The sequence below is a fragment of the Streptomyces sp. NPDC031100 genome (genome assembly GCF_055570785.1).
In genome coordinates this window covers 128,196-142,556 of record NZ_JBVIGN010000010.1, presented here as the reverse complement: position 1 = coordinate 142,556, position 14,361 = coordinate 128,196, and the positions used below count along the sequence as shown (strand labels likewise).

15 protein-coding genes are annotated in these 14,361 nt (G+C 73.8%); 5 read left to right on the top strand and 10 right to left on the bottom strand.

Features of this window, described 5'->3' with window-relative positions; translation table 11 throughout:
• Positions 1 to 272: 272 nt before the first annotated feature.
• Positions 273 to 473, bottom strand: coding sequence for a hypothetical protein (locus tag ACZ5DS_RS27150; RefSeq protein ID WP_468243783.1), 201 nt, complete (start codon positions 471 to 473; stop codon positions 273 to 275).
• A gap of 104 nt (positions 474 to 577) precedes the next feature.
• Here ACZ5DS_RS27150 and upp point away from each other — a divergent pair, with 104 nt between their 5' ends.
• Positions 578 to 1,213: a uracil phosphoribosyltransferase gene (gene upp / locus ACZ5DS_RS27145; protein WP_468243292.1), complete on the top strand. Its 636-nt coding sequence runs from the start codon at positions 578 to 580 to the stop codon at positions 1,211 to 1,213.
• Positions 1,214 to 1,245: 32 nt separating this feature from the next.
• Here upp and ACZ5DS_RS27140 read toward each other — a convergent pair whose 3' ends face one another.
• The 7 genes from ACZ5DS_RS27140 to ACZ5DS_RS27110 form a co-directional block, all read right to left on the bottom strand.
• Positions 1,246 to 1,881, bottom strand: coding sequence for a LytR C-terminal domain-containing protein (locus ACZ5DS_RS27140; RefSeq protein WP_468243290.1), 636 nt, complete (start codon positions 1,879 to 1,881; stop codon positions 1,246 to 1,248).
• A gap of 99 nt (positions 1,882 to 1,980) precedes the next feature.
• Complete coding sequence (locus ACZ5DS_RS27135) at positions 1,981 to 2,277, bottom strand: type II toxin-antitoxin system VapB family antitoxin (protein ID WP_003999914.1); 297 nt, start codon at positions 2,275 to 2,277, stop codon at positions 1,981 to 1,983.
• A gap of 249 nt (positions 2,278 to 2,526) precedes the next feature.
• A complete protein-coding gene (locus ACZ5DS_RS27130; RefSeq protein ID WP_468243288.1) occupies positions 2,527 to 2,652 on the bottom strand; it encodes a hypothetical protein in 126 nt (41 codons plus the stop codon).
• A 51-nt stretch (positions 2,653 to 2,703) separates the two neighbouring features.
• Positions 2,704 to 3,027 carry a hypothetical protein gene (locus tag ACZ5DS_RS27125; RefSeq protein WP_468243285.1) on the bottom strand — a complete coding sequence of 108 codons (324 nt, stop codon included), beginning with the start codon at positions 3,025 to 3,027 and terminating at the stop codon, positions 2,704 to 2,706.
• 95 nt (positions 3,028 to 3,122) lie between these two features.
• Complete coding sequence (locus ACZ5DS_RS27120; protein ID WP_468243283.1) at positions 3,123 to 3,791, bottom strand: HdeD family acid-resistance protein; 669 nt, start codon at positions 3,789 to 3,791, stop codon at positions 3,123 to 3,125.
• Positions 3,792 to 4,966: 1,175 nt separating this feature from the next.
• Positions 4,967 to 5,560 carry an HhH-GPD-type base excision DNA repair protein gene (locus ACZ5DS_RS27115; RefSeq protein WP_468243280.1) on the bottom strand — a complete coding sequence of 198 codons (594 nt, stop codon included), beginning with the start codon at positions 5,558 to 5,560 and terminating at the stop codon, positions 4,967 to 4,969.
• A gap of 24 nt (positions 5,561 to 5,584) precedes the next feature.
• Positions 5,585 to 6,307 (bottom strand): siderophore-interacting protein, encoded by a 723-nt coding sequence (locus tag ACZ5DS_RS27110; RefSeq protein WP_468243278.1) that lies wholly within the window; start codon positions 6,305 to 6,307, stop codon positions 5,585 to 5,587.
• A gap of 78 nt (positions 6,308 to 6,385) precedes the next feature.
• Here ACZ5DS_RS27110 and ACZ5DS_RS27105 point away from each other — a divergent pair, with 78 nt between their 5' ends.
• The 4 genes from ACZ5DS_RS27105 to ACZ5DS_RS27090 all read left to right on the top strand — a co-directional run bounded on the left by ACZ5DS_RS27105 (position 6,386) and on the right by ACZ5DS_RS27090 (position 11,727).
• The gene (locus ACZ5DS_RS27105) at positions 6,386 to 8,629 is read left to right on the top strand and encodes a penicillin acylase family protein (protein WP_468243275.1); all 2,244 of its coding nucleotides are present in this window, start codon (positions 6,386 to 6,388) and stop codon (positions 8,627 to 8,629) included.
• Complete coding sequence (locus ACZ5DS_RS27100) at positions 8,622 to 9,230, top strand: GNAT family N-acetyltransferase (RefSeq protein ID WP_468243273.1); 609 nt, start codon at positions 8,622 to 8,624, stop codon at positions 9,228 to 9,230. The genes ACZ5DS_RS27105 and ACZ5DS_RS27100 overlap by 8 nt, the downstream gene beginning before the upstream one ends.
• 78 nt (positions 9,231 to 9,308) lie before the next feature.
• Positions 9,309 to 11,090 carry a copper resistance CopC/CopD family protein gene (locus ACZ5DS_RS27095; protein WP_468243270.1) on the top strand — a complete coding sequence of 594 codons (1,782 nt, stop codon included), beginning with the start codon at positions 9,309 to 9,311 and terminating at the stop codon, positions 11,088 to 11,090.
• A 28-nt stretch (positions 11,091 to 11,118) separates the two neighbouring features.
• On the top strand, positions 11,119 to 11,727 hold the full coding sequence (locus ACZ5DS_RS27090) for a poly-gamma-glutamate hydrolase family protein (RefSeq protein WP_468243268.1): 609 nt from the start codon (positions 11,119 to 11,121) through the stop codon (positions 11,725 to 11,727).
• Here ACZ5DS_RS27090 and ACZ5DS_RS27085 read toward each other — a convergent pair.
• Positions 11,684 to 12,952: an MFS transporter gene (locus tag ACZ5DS_RS27085; RefSeq protein WP_468243266.1), complete on the bottom strand. Its 1,269-nt coding sequence runs from the start codon at positions 12,950 to 12,952 to the stop codon at positions 11,684 to 11,686. The two genes, ACZ5DS_RS27090 and ACZ5DS_RS27085, sit on opposite strands and share 44 nt — an antisense overlap.
• Positions 12,949 to 14,319 (bottom strand): MBL fold metallo-hydrolase, encoded by a 1,371-nt coding sequence (locus ACZ5DS_RS27080; RefSeq protein ID WP_468243263.1) that lies wholly within the window; start codon positions 14,317 to 14,319, stop codon positions 12,949 to 12,951. Before ACZ5DS_RS27080 ends, ACZ5DS_RS27085 begins: the two co-directional genes overlap by 4 nt.
• Positions 14,320 to 14,361 lie beyond the last annotated feature (42 nt).

Below are 14,361 nucleotides of genomic sequence, written 5' to 3'. Positions count from 1 at the left end.
TTGGGCGGGCAGAGCTGTGCTCCGAGCCCCACCCACTCGGAATCGTGGCAGAAACTAGGCGTTCAGGGGACGTCTTCGGCTCCCTGTGTCTGGCTGTTTTGATCGTGCGTCCGGACAGGAGGGCAAACCACCCACCAGCGCGCTTGTTGCCGCCACCTGCGGATCGTACGCGGCTTTTCCAGGCGCTCACGCACCCCCGCCACGTGAACACCGCCACGCGTGTTGATCTTTCGTGCCGGGAATTTTCCCGCGGGCGGCCCCAACGGCCCTCCCTACCAGCGGAACGTCCGCATCCGCATGGCGTGCCGCAGTCGCGCCGCCTTGGCGCGCCGGGGCTGGACACGCTCGCGCAGCGCGCGGGCCTCGGCGAGTTCGCGCAGGAACCGGGCGCGTCGCCGTCGGCGCTCGGCTTCGGTCTCGGGCTGCTCGGGTTCGCCGGCGCCCTCGGCGCTCTCGGTCTTACGGTCAGGCAGGTCAGGCACAGTCACACCACCCCGGTCCGTCCCTCCCACTTTCCCTCGGACGGGGGGTTTGATGCCAGAGCGAGGGGCTGCCGAGCGCGGCTACTGTTATGGGCATGCGTCTCCACGTCGTCGACCATCCCCTGGTCGCCCACAAGCTCACCACGCTGCGCGACCAGCGCACCGACTCCGCGACCTTCCGGCGGCTCGCCGACGAACTGGTCACCCTGCTCGCCTACGAGGCCACGCGGGACGTGCGCACCGAGCAGGTCGACATCCGGACACCGGTCGCGCAGACCACCGGCGTCAAGCTGGCCCGCCCCCGCCCGCTGGTCGTGCCGATCCTGCGGGCCGGTCTCGGCATGCTGGACGGCATGGTCCGGCTGCTGCCGACGGCCGAGGTGGGCTTCCTGGGCATGATCCGCAACGAGGAGACGCTGCAGGCCTCCACGTACGCCTCGCGCATGCCGGAGGACCTCTCGGGCCGCCAGGTGTACGTGCTGGACCCGATGCTGGCCACGGGCGGCACGCTGGTCGCGGCGATTCGGGAGCTGATCAAGCGTGGGGCCGATGATGTGACCGCTGTGGTCCTGCTCGCCGCCCCCGAGGGCGTCGAGGTCATGGAGCGCGAGTTGGCGGGGACGCCGGTGACGGTCGTTACGGCGGCTGTCGACGATCACCTCAATGAGCACGGGTACATCGTTCCCGGGCTCGGGGATGCGGGCGATCGGCTGTACGGCGCCGCGGAGTAGGGGCGGGGCGCCCTGCCCTCAGGGCGCCCGCCTCAGCAGGCCTTTTGTGTGGTTTTCGCCGGCTGGGGTGCGGTCAGGGCCGTCAGGGCCTTGGTTGCGTCCGGGCGGCTGGTGAGGGCCTTGAAGCCGTCGCCGAGGATCAGGTCGAGGCCGGTGCCCTTGCGGGCGGCGTCGGTGCGGTGCTCGGCGCCGGTCAGCTGGGTGGCGAGCACCGGCAGCGAGGTGTTCCGCGCCGAGGCGGGGCCGAGGAGTATCCCGGTGCCCTTGACCTTCTTGTCGAACTCCTTGGACGCGTTGCCCACGGCACCGACCTTGAAGCCGCGCTTCTTCAGCTCGTCCGCGGTGGTCTTGGCGAGCCCGCTGCGCGTGGTGGCGTTGTAGACGTTCACGGTGATCTCGCCGGGCCTGGGCAGTGCCCTGGTCCGTGCGGCGGGGCTCGCCTTGGTGCGGCAGTTCGCCGTGGCGCCCGCCGCCGAGGTCTTCTTGCCGCCGCCGGTGAAGACGTCGATGAGCTGCAGCGTGCCCCAGCCGATCAGGCCGAGCGCGGTGACGGACGCCAGCACGGCCGACACGAGCCTGCCGCGCCGCCGGGGAGGGCGCATCCGAGGATATTTGTCCCCCGTGATCCGGTACTGGCCGCCCATGCCCGGGGGAGTCAGCATGCTCATGGGCGCAGCGTAGTGCGCGCGAGCGACGATGCCTATTAGATGATCAGTCGACGCCGCTCAGCGGAACCCGAAAGGGCCAACAGCCGTGTCGCGCCCGGGTCAGTCGAGCTCGAGTACGCGCGCGTGCAGCACCTGGCGCTGCTGGAGGGCGGCGCGGACCGCACGGTGCAGGCCGTCCTCCAGGTACAGGTCGCCCTGCCACTTCACGACGTGCGCGAAGAGGTCGCCGTAGAACGTCGAGTCCTCGGCCAGCAGGGTCTCCAGGTCGAGCTGCCCCTTGGTCGTCACGAGCTGATCGAGGCGGACCGGGCGCGGCGCGACGTCCGCCCACTGCCGGGTGCTTTCCCGGCCGTGGTCGGGGTACGGCCGGCCGTTTCCGATGCGCTTGAAGATCACACGGAAAGCCTACCGGTCAAGACGTTCCGGGCGCAGCCTTCCGGCTCGGCTCGCGTTGAGCAAGCGCGCGGCTTTTGTATCCGATATCGGTCAAAGGGGGTGGGCGTGACCTGGTTGATGGCACATTCCCCTATGGATGATCGAAAGACGGCTGTGAGGTATGGCTGTGAGGTATGGCTGTGGGGTATGCGCGACAGAGTCTCGGCCGACCTGATGGCGGAGGCGGTAGGCCGCCTCCGCCGACGTGGTTCAGCTGTCCCGCTGCTCCTGCGCGGGCTGCTGTGCTTTCTGTTCCTGGGCCTGCGGCTTGCGCGCACTGCGCGCCGCCTCTGCGCGCAGCAGGGCGCGCAGGACCGCGTACGGGTCTGTGGGCATGGTTGTTCCTTGCGTCGTGCTGACTGGCCTGGCGGGAAGGGCACGGCACGGTCAGCAGCGCAGGACCACCGTCCTCAGCAGGGGCACGGTGTACGGGGGCAGCGGTGTGGCGGGGCAGGGGCGCAGCGCCGGACGGGCGGGCGCCGCCGGGTCGGGCAGCGGTGCGGCGCGTTCGGCTACGTCGGCCTGGTGGAGGGCGCGGACGGGCGGCCGCAGCAGCGTGTCGAAGGTGTCGTGCTCGGCGGTCTCGGCCGACGCGGCGAGGGCGGGCGCCGCCTGGGCCTGCGCATGGGCGCCGGGCACCCACAGGGCGAGGAGCAGCACGAGCACCCGCAGCCAGGTACGGCTGCGGGTACGGCCCCGGGTCCCGCTCATGGCAGGTCTGTGCCCGCCTCGTACCCGTACGGCATCCCGCGGGGCGCGAGATCCGCCCGCTCGGCGTACCTGGGAGGTCATGCCGTTGACGCCGGTCACACCGTATGCGGAACCTGCTGGGCGCGGCCCCGGATGCGGAACGCGGTGATGATCTCCACGACGCCGACGACCACCAGCCACCAGCCGCCGACGAGGGTCAGTACGGCGATCGACTCGAACGGCGAGTCGATCAGCACGATCCCGGCGATGAAGGTGACGACCCCGAGGAAGATCTGCCAGCCCCGGGCGGGCATGCGGCTGTCGGAGGCGGCGGCCAGCGTCTGGGTGATCCCGCGGATCAGCCAGCCGATGCCGATCCACAGGGCGAGCAGCAGGATCGACTGCATGGGCCCGCGGAAGCAGAACAGGCCCAGCAGGATCGACAGGGCGCCGCTGATGAACGCGAGCACGCGCAGCGAGGTGGTCTTGTGGGTGCCGAACGCGGCGACCAGCTGGAAGATGCCGCTGACGACGAGGTAGACGCCGAACAGCACGCCCGCAGCGAGCAGGGAGGGGCCCGGCCAGATCAGCACCAGCACGCCGAGCACCAGCGAGGAGACGCCGGTGAGCAGGACGACCTGCCAGGCCGCCCGGGACAGGGCGTGCAGGGGGCCCTCGAAGGGCGGCTCGGGCTCATGGTGGGCCTGCGGGGCCTGTCCCGCGTGGACGTTCCGGTCGTCGTACTCGCGACCCCAGGAGGGGTCACCGCTGGGTGGCTCGCTCATGCTCCATGCTTGGACCGCCCGGCCACGACGGACCACCGGGGTGGTCCGTACGGCTGAGCCCCGCCGCCCGCGCTGGGGTCGCCGCCGGGGTGGTCCGTCCGGTTGGGCTGTCGGCCCGGGCCAGTGTCGCCGCCCGCGTAAGTCCCGTCGTCGGGGTGGTCCGTCCGGCTCAGCCGTCCGCCCGCGCGAGTCCGCCCGCCTGGGTGGTCCGTCCGGCTGAGCCGCCTGCCCGTGTGTGCGCCGTCGCCCGGGTGAGGCCCGCTGCCGGGGTGGGCCCTCCGGCGGGGCTGTCCGCCCGGGCCAGTGTCGCCGCCCGCGTAAGTCCCGTCGCCGGGGTGGTCCGTCCGGCTCAGCCGTCCGCCCGCGCGAGTCCGCCCGCCTGGGTGGACCGTCCGGTTGAGCCGCCTGCCCGTGCGTGCGCCGCCGGCCGGGCGGGGTGGGCTGAGCTGTCCGCCCGGGAGGCGCCGCCACCCGGGCAAGTCCCGCTGCCGGGGTGGGCTGTCCGGCTGGGCTGTCCGGCCGGGCTGTCCGCCTGGGGCAGCGTCTCCGCCCGCGTCCCGTCGCCGGGGTGATCGGTACGGCTGGGCCCCGCCGCCCGCGCGAGTCCGCCCGCCTGGGTGGTCCGTTCGGTTGAGCCGCCTGCCCGCGCTGGCGTCGCAGCCGGGGTGGTCCGTACGACTGGACCCCGCCGGCCGCGTGAGCACCGCTGGCCGCGTGAGCCCTGTCCGCGGGGTGGGCTGTCCGGCCGGGCTGTCCGCCTGGGTCAGCGTCTCCGTCCGCGTAAGTCCCGTCGCCGGGGTGATCGGTACGGCTGGGCCCCGCCGCCCGCGCGAGTCCGCCCGCCTGGGTGGTCCGTGCGGCTGAGCCGCCTGCCCGTGTGTGCGCCGTCGCCCGGGTGAGGCCCGCTGGCCGGGTGAGGCACGCTGCCGGGGTGGGCTGTTCGGCTCAACCGTCCGCGCTAGCGTCGCCGCCGCGGTGGCCCGTCCGGCGGGGCTCCGCCCGTGTGAGCACCGCTGGCCGCGTGAGCCCCGTCGCCGGGGTGGGCCCTCCGGCTGAGCCGTCCGCCCGGGCAAGGCCCGCCACCCGCACGGGCCCGCCGCCGGGGCGTGCCACCGGGGCGTGCCGCCGGGCCCCGACGCCGGGCCCCGACGCCGGGCGTGTCGTCCGGCCGTCGCTCACTTCCCCGTGGACTTCGCGGCCTTGGCTGCCGCCTTCATCTCCTGTTTGTGGGCGCGGACCTTGGTCAGGGACTCGGGGCCGGTGATGTCGGCGACGGAGCGGAAGGACTTCGCCTCGCCGTAGGCGCCGGCGGCCTCCCGCCAGCCCTTGGGCTGGACGCCCAGCTGCTTGCCGAGCAGGGCGAGGAAGATCTGTGCCTTCTGCTTGCCGAAGCCGGGCAGGTCCTGGAGCCGCTTCAGCAGTTCCTGCCCGTCCGCGACGCCCTCCCAGATCCGCTCGGCGTCTCCGTCGTAGTGCTCGACGAGGTACTGGCACAGCTGCTGGATGCGCTTGGCCATCGAGCCCGGGTAGCGGTGCACTGCAGGCTTCTCGGAGAGCACCGCGGCGAACGCCTCCGGGTCCATGGCCGCGATGTCGTGCGCGTCCAGGTCCTCGGCGCCCAGCCGGCCGGCGATGGTCGACGGTCCCTTGAACGCCCACTCCATCGGAACCTGCTGGTCCAGCAGCATTCCGGTCAGCGCGGCGAGCGGACTGCGCCCGAGCAGGGCATCGGCCTCGGGGTCCTGGGCGAGGTGCAGGGTGACGTCCATGGGTCGATGATCGCGCCTCGCGCGTCAGGACGCGCGCCAGTACCCCAGGGCGTGCACCCGGTTCTTCGGCAGGCCCAGCTCCTTGCGCATGTACGACGCCAGCGTGCGGGTCGTGGCGGTGTCGCAGGCGATCCAGACGTACGGGTCCGGCGTGCCGTCGAGGACGGCGGGCAGTTCGGCCCGGACCCGCGCGGCGAGGTGGGCGCCCGCGTCGCGGCGGGGCACCTCGCGGATCTCGTGGCGGGAGGGATCGGCCCGGCAGGGCAGCCCGTCCAGCGTGCCCTCGAACCAGATCGTCGCCGGGGCCGGACCCAGGGCGTCGAGCAGGGAGTTGATCGCCGGCAGCGAGGCGGGGTCGCCGATGGCCACGACGTGCGAGGGGACGGGCTCGGGGCGCTGGAAACCGGTGCCCTGGACGGTCGCCTCGATGGTGTCGCCGGGCCGCGCCGCCCGCGCCCAGTCGGCCGCGCACCCCTCGTGCAGGGCGAACTCCAGCCCGAAGGTGCCGGTCTCCGGGTCCGGGTCGACCAGCGTGAAGGCCCGCTGGTGCGGGCGGCCGCCGTCGGAGAACCACAGCCGGATCCAGAGGGTCGGGTGGACGCCGGTCGCGGCGAGCAGTCCGCCGTCGCTCAGCCGCAGCCGCCGGTAGTGCGGGGTGACGTCCTCGGCCTCGGTGACCGTGCACACGAAATCCTTCGCGCGCAGCAGTTTCAGGACCGCGCCCTCCCATCCGCGCCCCTGCCCCATCGCGCCTCCACCCCTCGCGTACGATTCCTGCACCAGCGACTTAGGCAAGGCTAACCTAAAACAAGGGGGAGTCCCAGGGTGACCACCGAGACCTACCGCGACGCCTGGGGCATCCCCCACCTGCGCGCCCCCAGCACCCTCGCCCTCGCCCGCGCCCAGGGCCGTGTCACCGCCCTGGACCGCGCCTGGCAGATCGAGGTCGAGCGGCATCGCGCGCAGGGCACCTCGGCCTCCTTCCTCGGCGCGAGCGCCCTCGCCTGGGACGTCTTCGCCCGCCGCGCCCGCCTCGACGACACCGCGAGACGCTGCTTCACCGCGCTGGAGAAACAGGACCCGCAGACGGCGGACTGGGTCCGGGCGTACGTGGACGGCGTGAACGAGGGCCTGGCAGAGGGGGCCCGCCGCGCCCCCGAGTTCACTCGCACCGGCCTCACCCCCACCCCCTGGCAGCCCTGGACCCCGCTCGGCATCTGGCTCGGCACGCACATCCTCTTCGCGGGCTTCCCGGCCAAGCTGTGGCGCGAGGAGGCGATACGGCACCTCGGCCCCGAGGCGGTCGCCCTGTTCGCCACCGACGGCCCCGGCACGTCCGGCAGCAACGGCTGGCTCCTCTCCGGCGCCCGCAGCGTCACCGGCCGGCCCCTGATCGCCGGCGACCCCCACCGCTTCATCGAGGCCCCCGGCGTCTACCAGCAGATCCGCCTCTCCTGCCCCGAGTTCGACGTCGTCGGCCTCGCGGTCCCCGGCGTCCCCGGCATCGCCCACTTCGGCCACACCGGCACGGTCGCCTGGGCCATCACCAACGCCATGGCCGACTACCAGGACCTCTACCGAGAACGCCTCCGCCGCACCGGCGCCGGCGTGGAGGCGTTGGGCCCCGACGGCACCTGGCACCGCGCCCGCCGCCACACGGAGACGGTGGAGGTCGCGGGCGAGGACCCCGTCGAGATCGAGGTGATCGAGACAGAGCGGGGCCCGGTGATCGCCGGGGGGCCGGAAGGCCTGGACTCGGGGCTGGTCGCCGGGGGTTCGCAGGGGGTGAAGGCACCGGCGGCCGGACAGCCGGGATCGGCACCCGCCGGGCAGGCCGCCGTACAGCCCGCTCCCACCCCGCAATCCGCCGAAGGCGAAGCCGAGGCGGAACCCGCGGCCCTCGCCCTCCGCTACCCACCCCGAGTAACGGAAGACCTCGGCTTCAGCACCCTCCTCCCCCTCCTGCGGGCCCGCCGGGTCGAGGACGTCGACGCCGCCTTCGACACCTGGGCCGAGCCCGTGAACGTCGTGCAGGCGGCCGACACCGAGGGCGGTCTCCTGCACCGGGTGGCCGGCAGGGTCCCGCTCCGGGCGGAGCCCAACCGGACCCGGCTGGTCCCCGCCTGGCAGCCCGGCCACGAATGGCAGGGCTGGCACGAGACGCCGTACGCCGGCCTCGCCGACGGCATCGCCGTGATGGCCAACCAGCGCGGCCCCGCCACCCCCCTCGGCGTCGAGTTCGCCCCACCGCACCGCGCCGACCGCATCCGCGCCCTCCTCCAGGAGCGCCGCACCTGGTCCGCCGCCGACCTGCACGCGATCCACACCGACACCCACCTCGCCTCCGCCGGCCCCCTCCTCGACCACCTCGCCGCCCTCGACGTCCTCACCCCCGAGGCCGCCCGCCTCCGCGACCGCCTGCTGTCCTGGAACCGCCGCATGGACGCCGACAGCACCGAGGCCGCGGCCTACGCGGCGGTGCGCAGCGCGGTCGTACGCCGGCTCGCCGCACAGCCGGCCTTCGCCGCCCTGACCGAACCACCGGCCTACCCCGAGGTCCTGCTCCCGTGGCTGGCCCTCGCCCCACGCATCGCCTTCGCCCTCGAACACCTGCTGCGGGCCGGGGAGGTGTACGGCATCGACCGCGCCGCCGCCGTACGCGAAGCCCTGGAGGAGGTCGCCGCCGCACCACCGGCCGGCACCTGGGGCGACACCCACCGGCTCGCCCCCTGGCGGGCGCTGCCGGGGGAGCCGTACGAGGAACCGGGCCTCGCCGGTGACCACGACTGCGTGCTGTGCACCTCGGCCGTCCCCGGCCTCACCGACCTCTCGGCCCGCGGCCCGGCCGCCCGCTACGTGTGGGACCTGGCCCGCCGCGAGGACAGCCGCTGGGTGGTCCCCTTCGGCGCCGACGGCGTGCCGGACTCACCGCACCACCGCGACCAACTCCCCCTGTGGCTCGAGGGAGAACTGGCACCCGTCGTCACCGACTGGGCCCTCCTCACCCTCGACCGCACCGACCCCGACACCGGCGAAGAAACCGACGACTCCGAGGCGACCCATGGCTGACACCTCCACCCCCGTCCACGAGCAGCACATCGACGGCTACGGCACCGTCCGCATCCGCCCCCTCGACCCGGCGGCCGACGCGGACGTGATCCACGCCTGGGTGAGCGAGGAACGCGCCGCGTTCTGGGGCATGACCGGCCTGACCAGGGACCAGGTCGCGGACGTCTACGCCCACATGGCCACCCTGGACACCCACCACGCCCACTTCGTCACCAAGGACGGCGAACCGGCCGCCCTGCTCCAGACCTACGAGCCCGCGGCCGACCGGGTCGGCGAGACTTACGAGGTCCGCCCCGGCGACATCGGCGTCCACCTCCTGCTCGCCCCCGCCGGACCGGACGGCCGGCACCCCGGCTGGACCTCGGCCCTGCTGATCGCGATGACGTCGTACGTCCTGCTGGTGCTGGACCGCCGACGGGTCGTGGTCGACCCGGACGTGCGCAACGCCAAGGCCATCGCCCGCTTCGAACGCCAGGGGTTCCGGCAGGGACCCGCGGTCGTCCTGCCCGAGGTCGACATCCCGGACGTGTACCTGCCCGAGAAGAACGCCCAACTGGCCTTCCTGACACGGGAGACAGCCTTCCCGGGCGACCACGTCTGAGGAGCTGCGGCCGACGTGGTGAGTACGACGGCCGATCTCTCCGTACCCGTACAGAGCACCAGTGGACGGAGGGGTGAGGTGCGCGACCAACACCGGTGGCTGCGACGGCTGACCGTCCTCGGCGCGAGCCTGTTCCTGCTCCTCCTCGGCACGACAGCCCCCGCCTCGGCCCACGCGGCCCTGCGCGAGACGGACCCCGCCGACGGGACCGTCCTCAAGTCGGCGCCCCGCCGGGTGACGTTGACCTTCACGGAGTCGGTCGGCCTGCTGACCGACTCGCTGCGCGTCTACGACCCCGGGAACCACCGCGTCCGCACCGGCGAGGCGGACCACGCCCCGGGCCGCTCCGACACGGCCCGTGTCTCCCTGCCCGCCAGGCTGGGCACCGGCACCTACACGGTGGCCTGGCGGGTGGTGTCGGCCGACAGTCACCCGGTGTCCGGCGCGCTCACCTTCTCGGTGGGCAAGCGCACGGCGACGACCACGAGCCTGCTCCCGGACCGCGCGGAGAACCGGGCGACGACCAGCCTCTCCACCATCGCGCGCTACGCCGCCTACCTGTCCGTGGCGCTCCTGCTCGGCACGGCCGCGTTCGTGGCGTACTGCCGTCCGCCGATGTGGTCCCATCTGCGCCGGCCGGCCCTGGCCGCCTGGTGGACCCTGTTCGCGTCGACGATCGCCCTCTTCCTCCTCCGCGCCCCCTACGAGGAGGGCACCTCCCCGGACCGGGCGCTCGCCCTCTCCTCCCTCACCCGCACGGCGACGACCCGCCCCGGCGAACTCCTCCTCGCCCGTCTGGCCCTGCTGCTCCTCGCGGGAGTCTGCGCACTGTCCGTACGGCGATGGCGCCGCAGGATCCCCCGCCGGGCGGCCCTGACGACGGCCGCGCCCCTCTCCCTCGCCCTCTGTCTGACCTGGGCGGCCGCGGAGCACGCCTCGGCGGGCCTCCAGGTTCCCCTGGCGATCGCCTCGGCCACGCTCCACCTGCTGGCGACGGCGGCCTGGCTGGGCGGTCTGATGGCCCTGCTGCTGACGCTGCGCCGCACCGCACCGGACCCGGCCGCACTGCCGGCCAGGGCCGTCACCCGCTTCTCCCGCCTGGCCTTCGCCTCGGTGACGGTCCTGGTGGCCACCGGCGTCTACCAGTCCTGGCGGGGCCTGGGCTCCTGGCAGGCGCTCACCGACACGACGTACGGCCGCCTCCTCCTGGCCAAGCTGGCAGCGGTCACCCTCCTGCTCGCGGCGGCCTCCCGCTCCCGCCGCTGGACAACCCGCCTGGCGACCCTGTCGCCCGCACCCCTGCGCGACCGCGTGCCCGAACCGTCCGGGGGCCCTCCGCTCCCCCCTGAGCCGCCGCCTTCACCCGCCCCCTTCCCGCATCACCTCCGCCGCTGGGTGCTGGCAGAGATGGCCGTGGGTGTCGTGGTCCTCGTCCTGACGACCCTCCTGACGAGCACGCTCCCGGGCCGGGCGGCGGCAGAGGCGGCGGACTCCGCGACGACGACAACGGGCATCCCGGCGGCGTCGGTCACCACGATCCCCTTCGACGTCGGCACCCCCGGCGGCCACGGCAAGGTCCAGATCACCCTGGACCCCGGCAGGGTCGGCAACGACTCCGTCCAGGCGGTGGTCTACGGCCCCGACGGCGGCCTCTCCTCGGTCCCGGAACTCCGCATCACGCTCACCCTCCCCGCCCAGCGGATCGGCCCCCTGGACACCAAGGTCACCGACCGGGGCGGCTACTGGGCCGCCGACGCGTTCAACGTGCCGATCCCGGGGACGTGGACCATGAAGGTGACAGTGCGGGTGTCCGAGGTGGACCAGGTGACCGTGTCGAAGCCGGTGCGGCTGGTGCGGTAGGCGTAGCGGGTCCGGGGGAGAGGGCGAGATGGTGCGCAGCGAGCGCGTGGTGATCGAGGGAGTGGAGTTCCTCGCCACCCTGACGGTCCGGTCGTCCGGCGTCGGGCTGCTGGCCCTGCACGGCAGCAAGGAGGGCGGCACGGCGGAGCTGGCCCACGAGGTGGCGGCCCGCACGGGAGCCACCGCCCTGGTCTTCACCCAGCCGGCCGGTGACCCCGTCCACATCCCGTCCCACCGGATGGCCACACCTCCCTGCGCGACCCTGCAGGAGTTCCTGGCGTCGGTGGCGCTGGTGGTTTCCCTCCACGGCCACCTCCGGCCCGATGCCCCTCAGGCGATCTTCCTGGGCGGCGGCAACCGCCCCGCCGCCGACACCCTGGCCCGGAGCCTCACCCTGCTGGCCCCCGCCTTCGAGGCGGTGACCGACCTCCCCCGCATTCCGGCCGGCCTGCGCGGCCTGCACCCCCGCAACCCGGTCAACCTGACTCCGGCGGGAGGAGTCCAGGTCGAACTGCCCCTGGCCGCCCGGACTCAGGGGCCCCGCAGCGCCCCGGGACCGCCGGACACGCCTCCGCCTGCGGTGACGGCGGCGCTCACGGCCGGTGTCGAGCGCCTCGAGGAGTCTTCGACGGGCTGATCCAGCGTGCGGCGAGCAGGCCGGAGGCCGCGGTGAGGGCGGCCGCCGCGACGACCGTGGCGTTCAGGCCGAGGGCGTCGGCGAGGACGCCGGCCACCAGGGCGCCGACCGCGTAGCCGATGTCGCGCCAGAAGCGGTAGGTCCCGAGGGCGTTCGCGCGCCAGGCCGGGTGGGCGTGGTCGGAGACCGAGGCGATCAGCGCCGGGTAGACCATGGCGGTGCCGATGCCGAGGAGGACCGCGGAGAGGATCCCGGCGAGCAGGGGGCGCTCCAGCAGCGCGAGGGCGAGGACGAAACCGGCGGCCTGGACGAGCATGCCGCCCACGATGAGGGGTTTGCGGCCGATGCGGTCGGCGAGGTGGCCGGTGGGGATCTGGCCGAGGCCCCACAGGATGGGGTAGAGGCCCTTGATCAGGCCGACCGCGGCGAGGCCGAGACCGTGGTCGGTGAAGAGGAGGGGGAAGACGCCCCAGGTCAGGCCGTCGTTGAGGTTGTTGACCAGGCCGGCCTGGCTGGCGCCGCGCAGGGAGCGGTGGTGCCAGGACGTGCGGGCGAAGGTGGCTTTGAGGCCGGTGTCCTCGACAGTCGCCACGGGCCCGGTGTGCTGGGCGAGTTCGAGGGCGACGTGGGCCGCGGTGTCGCGGACGACGAGGGACAGGGCGAGCCCGGCGACGACGAAGACGACCCCGATGAGCTCGGGGGTGGGGCGCAGCCCGTGCGTGGTGGCGAGATAGCCGGTGAGCAGGGCGGTGGCGCCGACGGCGGTGTAGCCGGCGGCCTCGTTGAGACCCGTGGCCAGGCCGCGGCGTGCGGGACCGACCAGGTCGATCTTCATGTTGACGGTCATCGACCAGGTCAGGCCCTGGTTGAGGCCGAGCAGGACGTTCGCGGCGACGATCCAGCCCCAGGACGGCGCCCAGGCGAGGGCGAAGGGGACGGGGATGCCGATCAGCCAGCCGGTGACGAGGAGTTGCTTACGGTGGAAGCGGGCGGTCAGCGCGCCGGCGGCGAGGTTGGTCAGCGCCTTGGTGACGCCGAAGGCGATGATGAAGGAGAAGACGGCCAGGTCGCTGGTCAGACCGAAGACGTGGGCGCCGATGAGCGGGACGGTGGTGCGTTCCAGGCCGACCAGGCCGCCGACGCAGACGTTGACCACGACCAGCAGGGTGAACTGGAGCCAGTTCTCCCTGAGGCCCAGCCGGACGGGCGCGGCGGTGAGCGTCACCGGGCGCCGCCTTCGGTGAGGGGCTCCCCGTGCGCCGCCGCGTACTCGGCCGGTCCGCCGTCGAGGACGGCGATGTCGGTGCGGCCCGCCCGTTCGAGGAGGCTGGCTGCGGTCATCGCCCGCTCGCCGTGGCCGCAGGCCACGACCGGCCCCTGGGGCGCCTCGACGGCGCGTGCGGCCAGACCGCCCAGTTCGATGTGCACGGCTCCGGGGACATGCCCGGCGGCGAACTCCGCCTCCTGCCGTACGTCCACGTAGGGGCGGTCCGCGGCACGCTCGGCGGTGACGAACTCGGTGACGGCCAGCCGGTTGCCGGCGGCCGCCCAGGCGGCCGTGCCACCGCTCAGCTGCCCGGTGAGACGCTCGTAACCGATCTTGTACGCCTGCCAGACGATCTCCCCCCGATCCTGCTCCTCGCCGAGGACGACGACGAGCGGGACGGTGTCGGGCAGTAGCCAGCCCAGCCAGGTGGCGAACTGGCCGCGCAAGGGGATGGACAGCGAGCCGGGGATGTGGCCGGCCGCGTAGTCGGCCGCCGGGCGCACGTCGACCACCAGAGCGCCGGCGGCGAGCAGGGACACGACCTGTGCGGCGTCGAGGGCGGGCAGCAGGGGTTCCCCGGTCAGGACGCCGGGGCCGCGCCGGTTGGCCTCGGCGAGCCGGTCGAAGTAGGCGGGGTAGCTGCCGAGGCCGGCCACGAGTCGTCGTACGAAGGTGTCCTCGTCCGGGGCGGCCAGCAGCGGATTGGTCCGCTTCTGCGTGCCGATGGTGGAGGTGCGCTCGCTGCCCGGCGGGGCCGAGCAGAAGGATCCGGCGCCGTGCGTGGGCCAGACCGCGGTGTCGTCCGGGAGGGTGGCCAGCCGCTGCAGCGAGCGGTACTGGGCGCGGGCCAGCTCCTCGGTGCGGTCGGCGCCGAGGAGGTCGGTGCGGGCGGCGGAGTCCACGATCATCGAGCCGCCGGTGAAGACGCCGAGTTCGCGGTCGCCGTCCAGGAGCAGGAAGGACAGGTGCTCGTCGGTGTGGCCGGGGGTGGCGAGCGCCCGCAGCCGCAGGCCGCCCAGATCGACCTCGTCGCCGTCGGCCAGAGCGCGGTGCGCGAAGGCACGGTGTCCGGCGGCGGAGGCCAGCACGGTGGCCCCGTCGTCGTGACCGAGCTGGACGGCACCGGAGAGGAAGTCGGCGTGCAGATGCGTGTCCGCCGCGTACGCCACGACCAGACCGCGCCGCCCGGCGGCCGCCCGCAGCGCCCGCAGGTCGCGGCTCGCGTCCACGGCCAGGGCACGGCCGTCGCCCAGGTCGACGAGGTAGGCGCTGTTGCCGAGCCCGGCATCGACCAGGGGTATGAGGTGGTCGTCGGCGAAGCCCATCGGGACCTCCAGGGTGCGGATGCGAGGCGGGGCTGTGGTCGC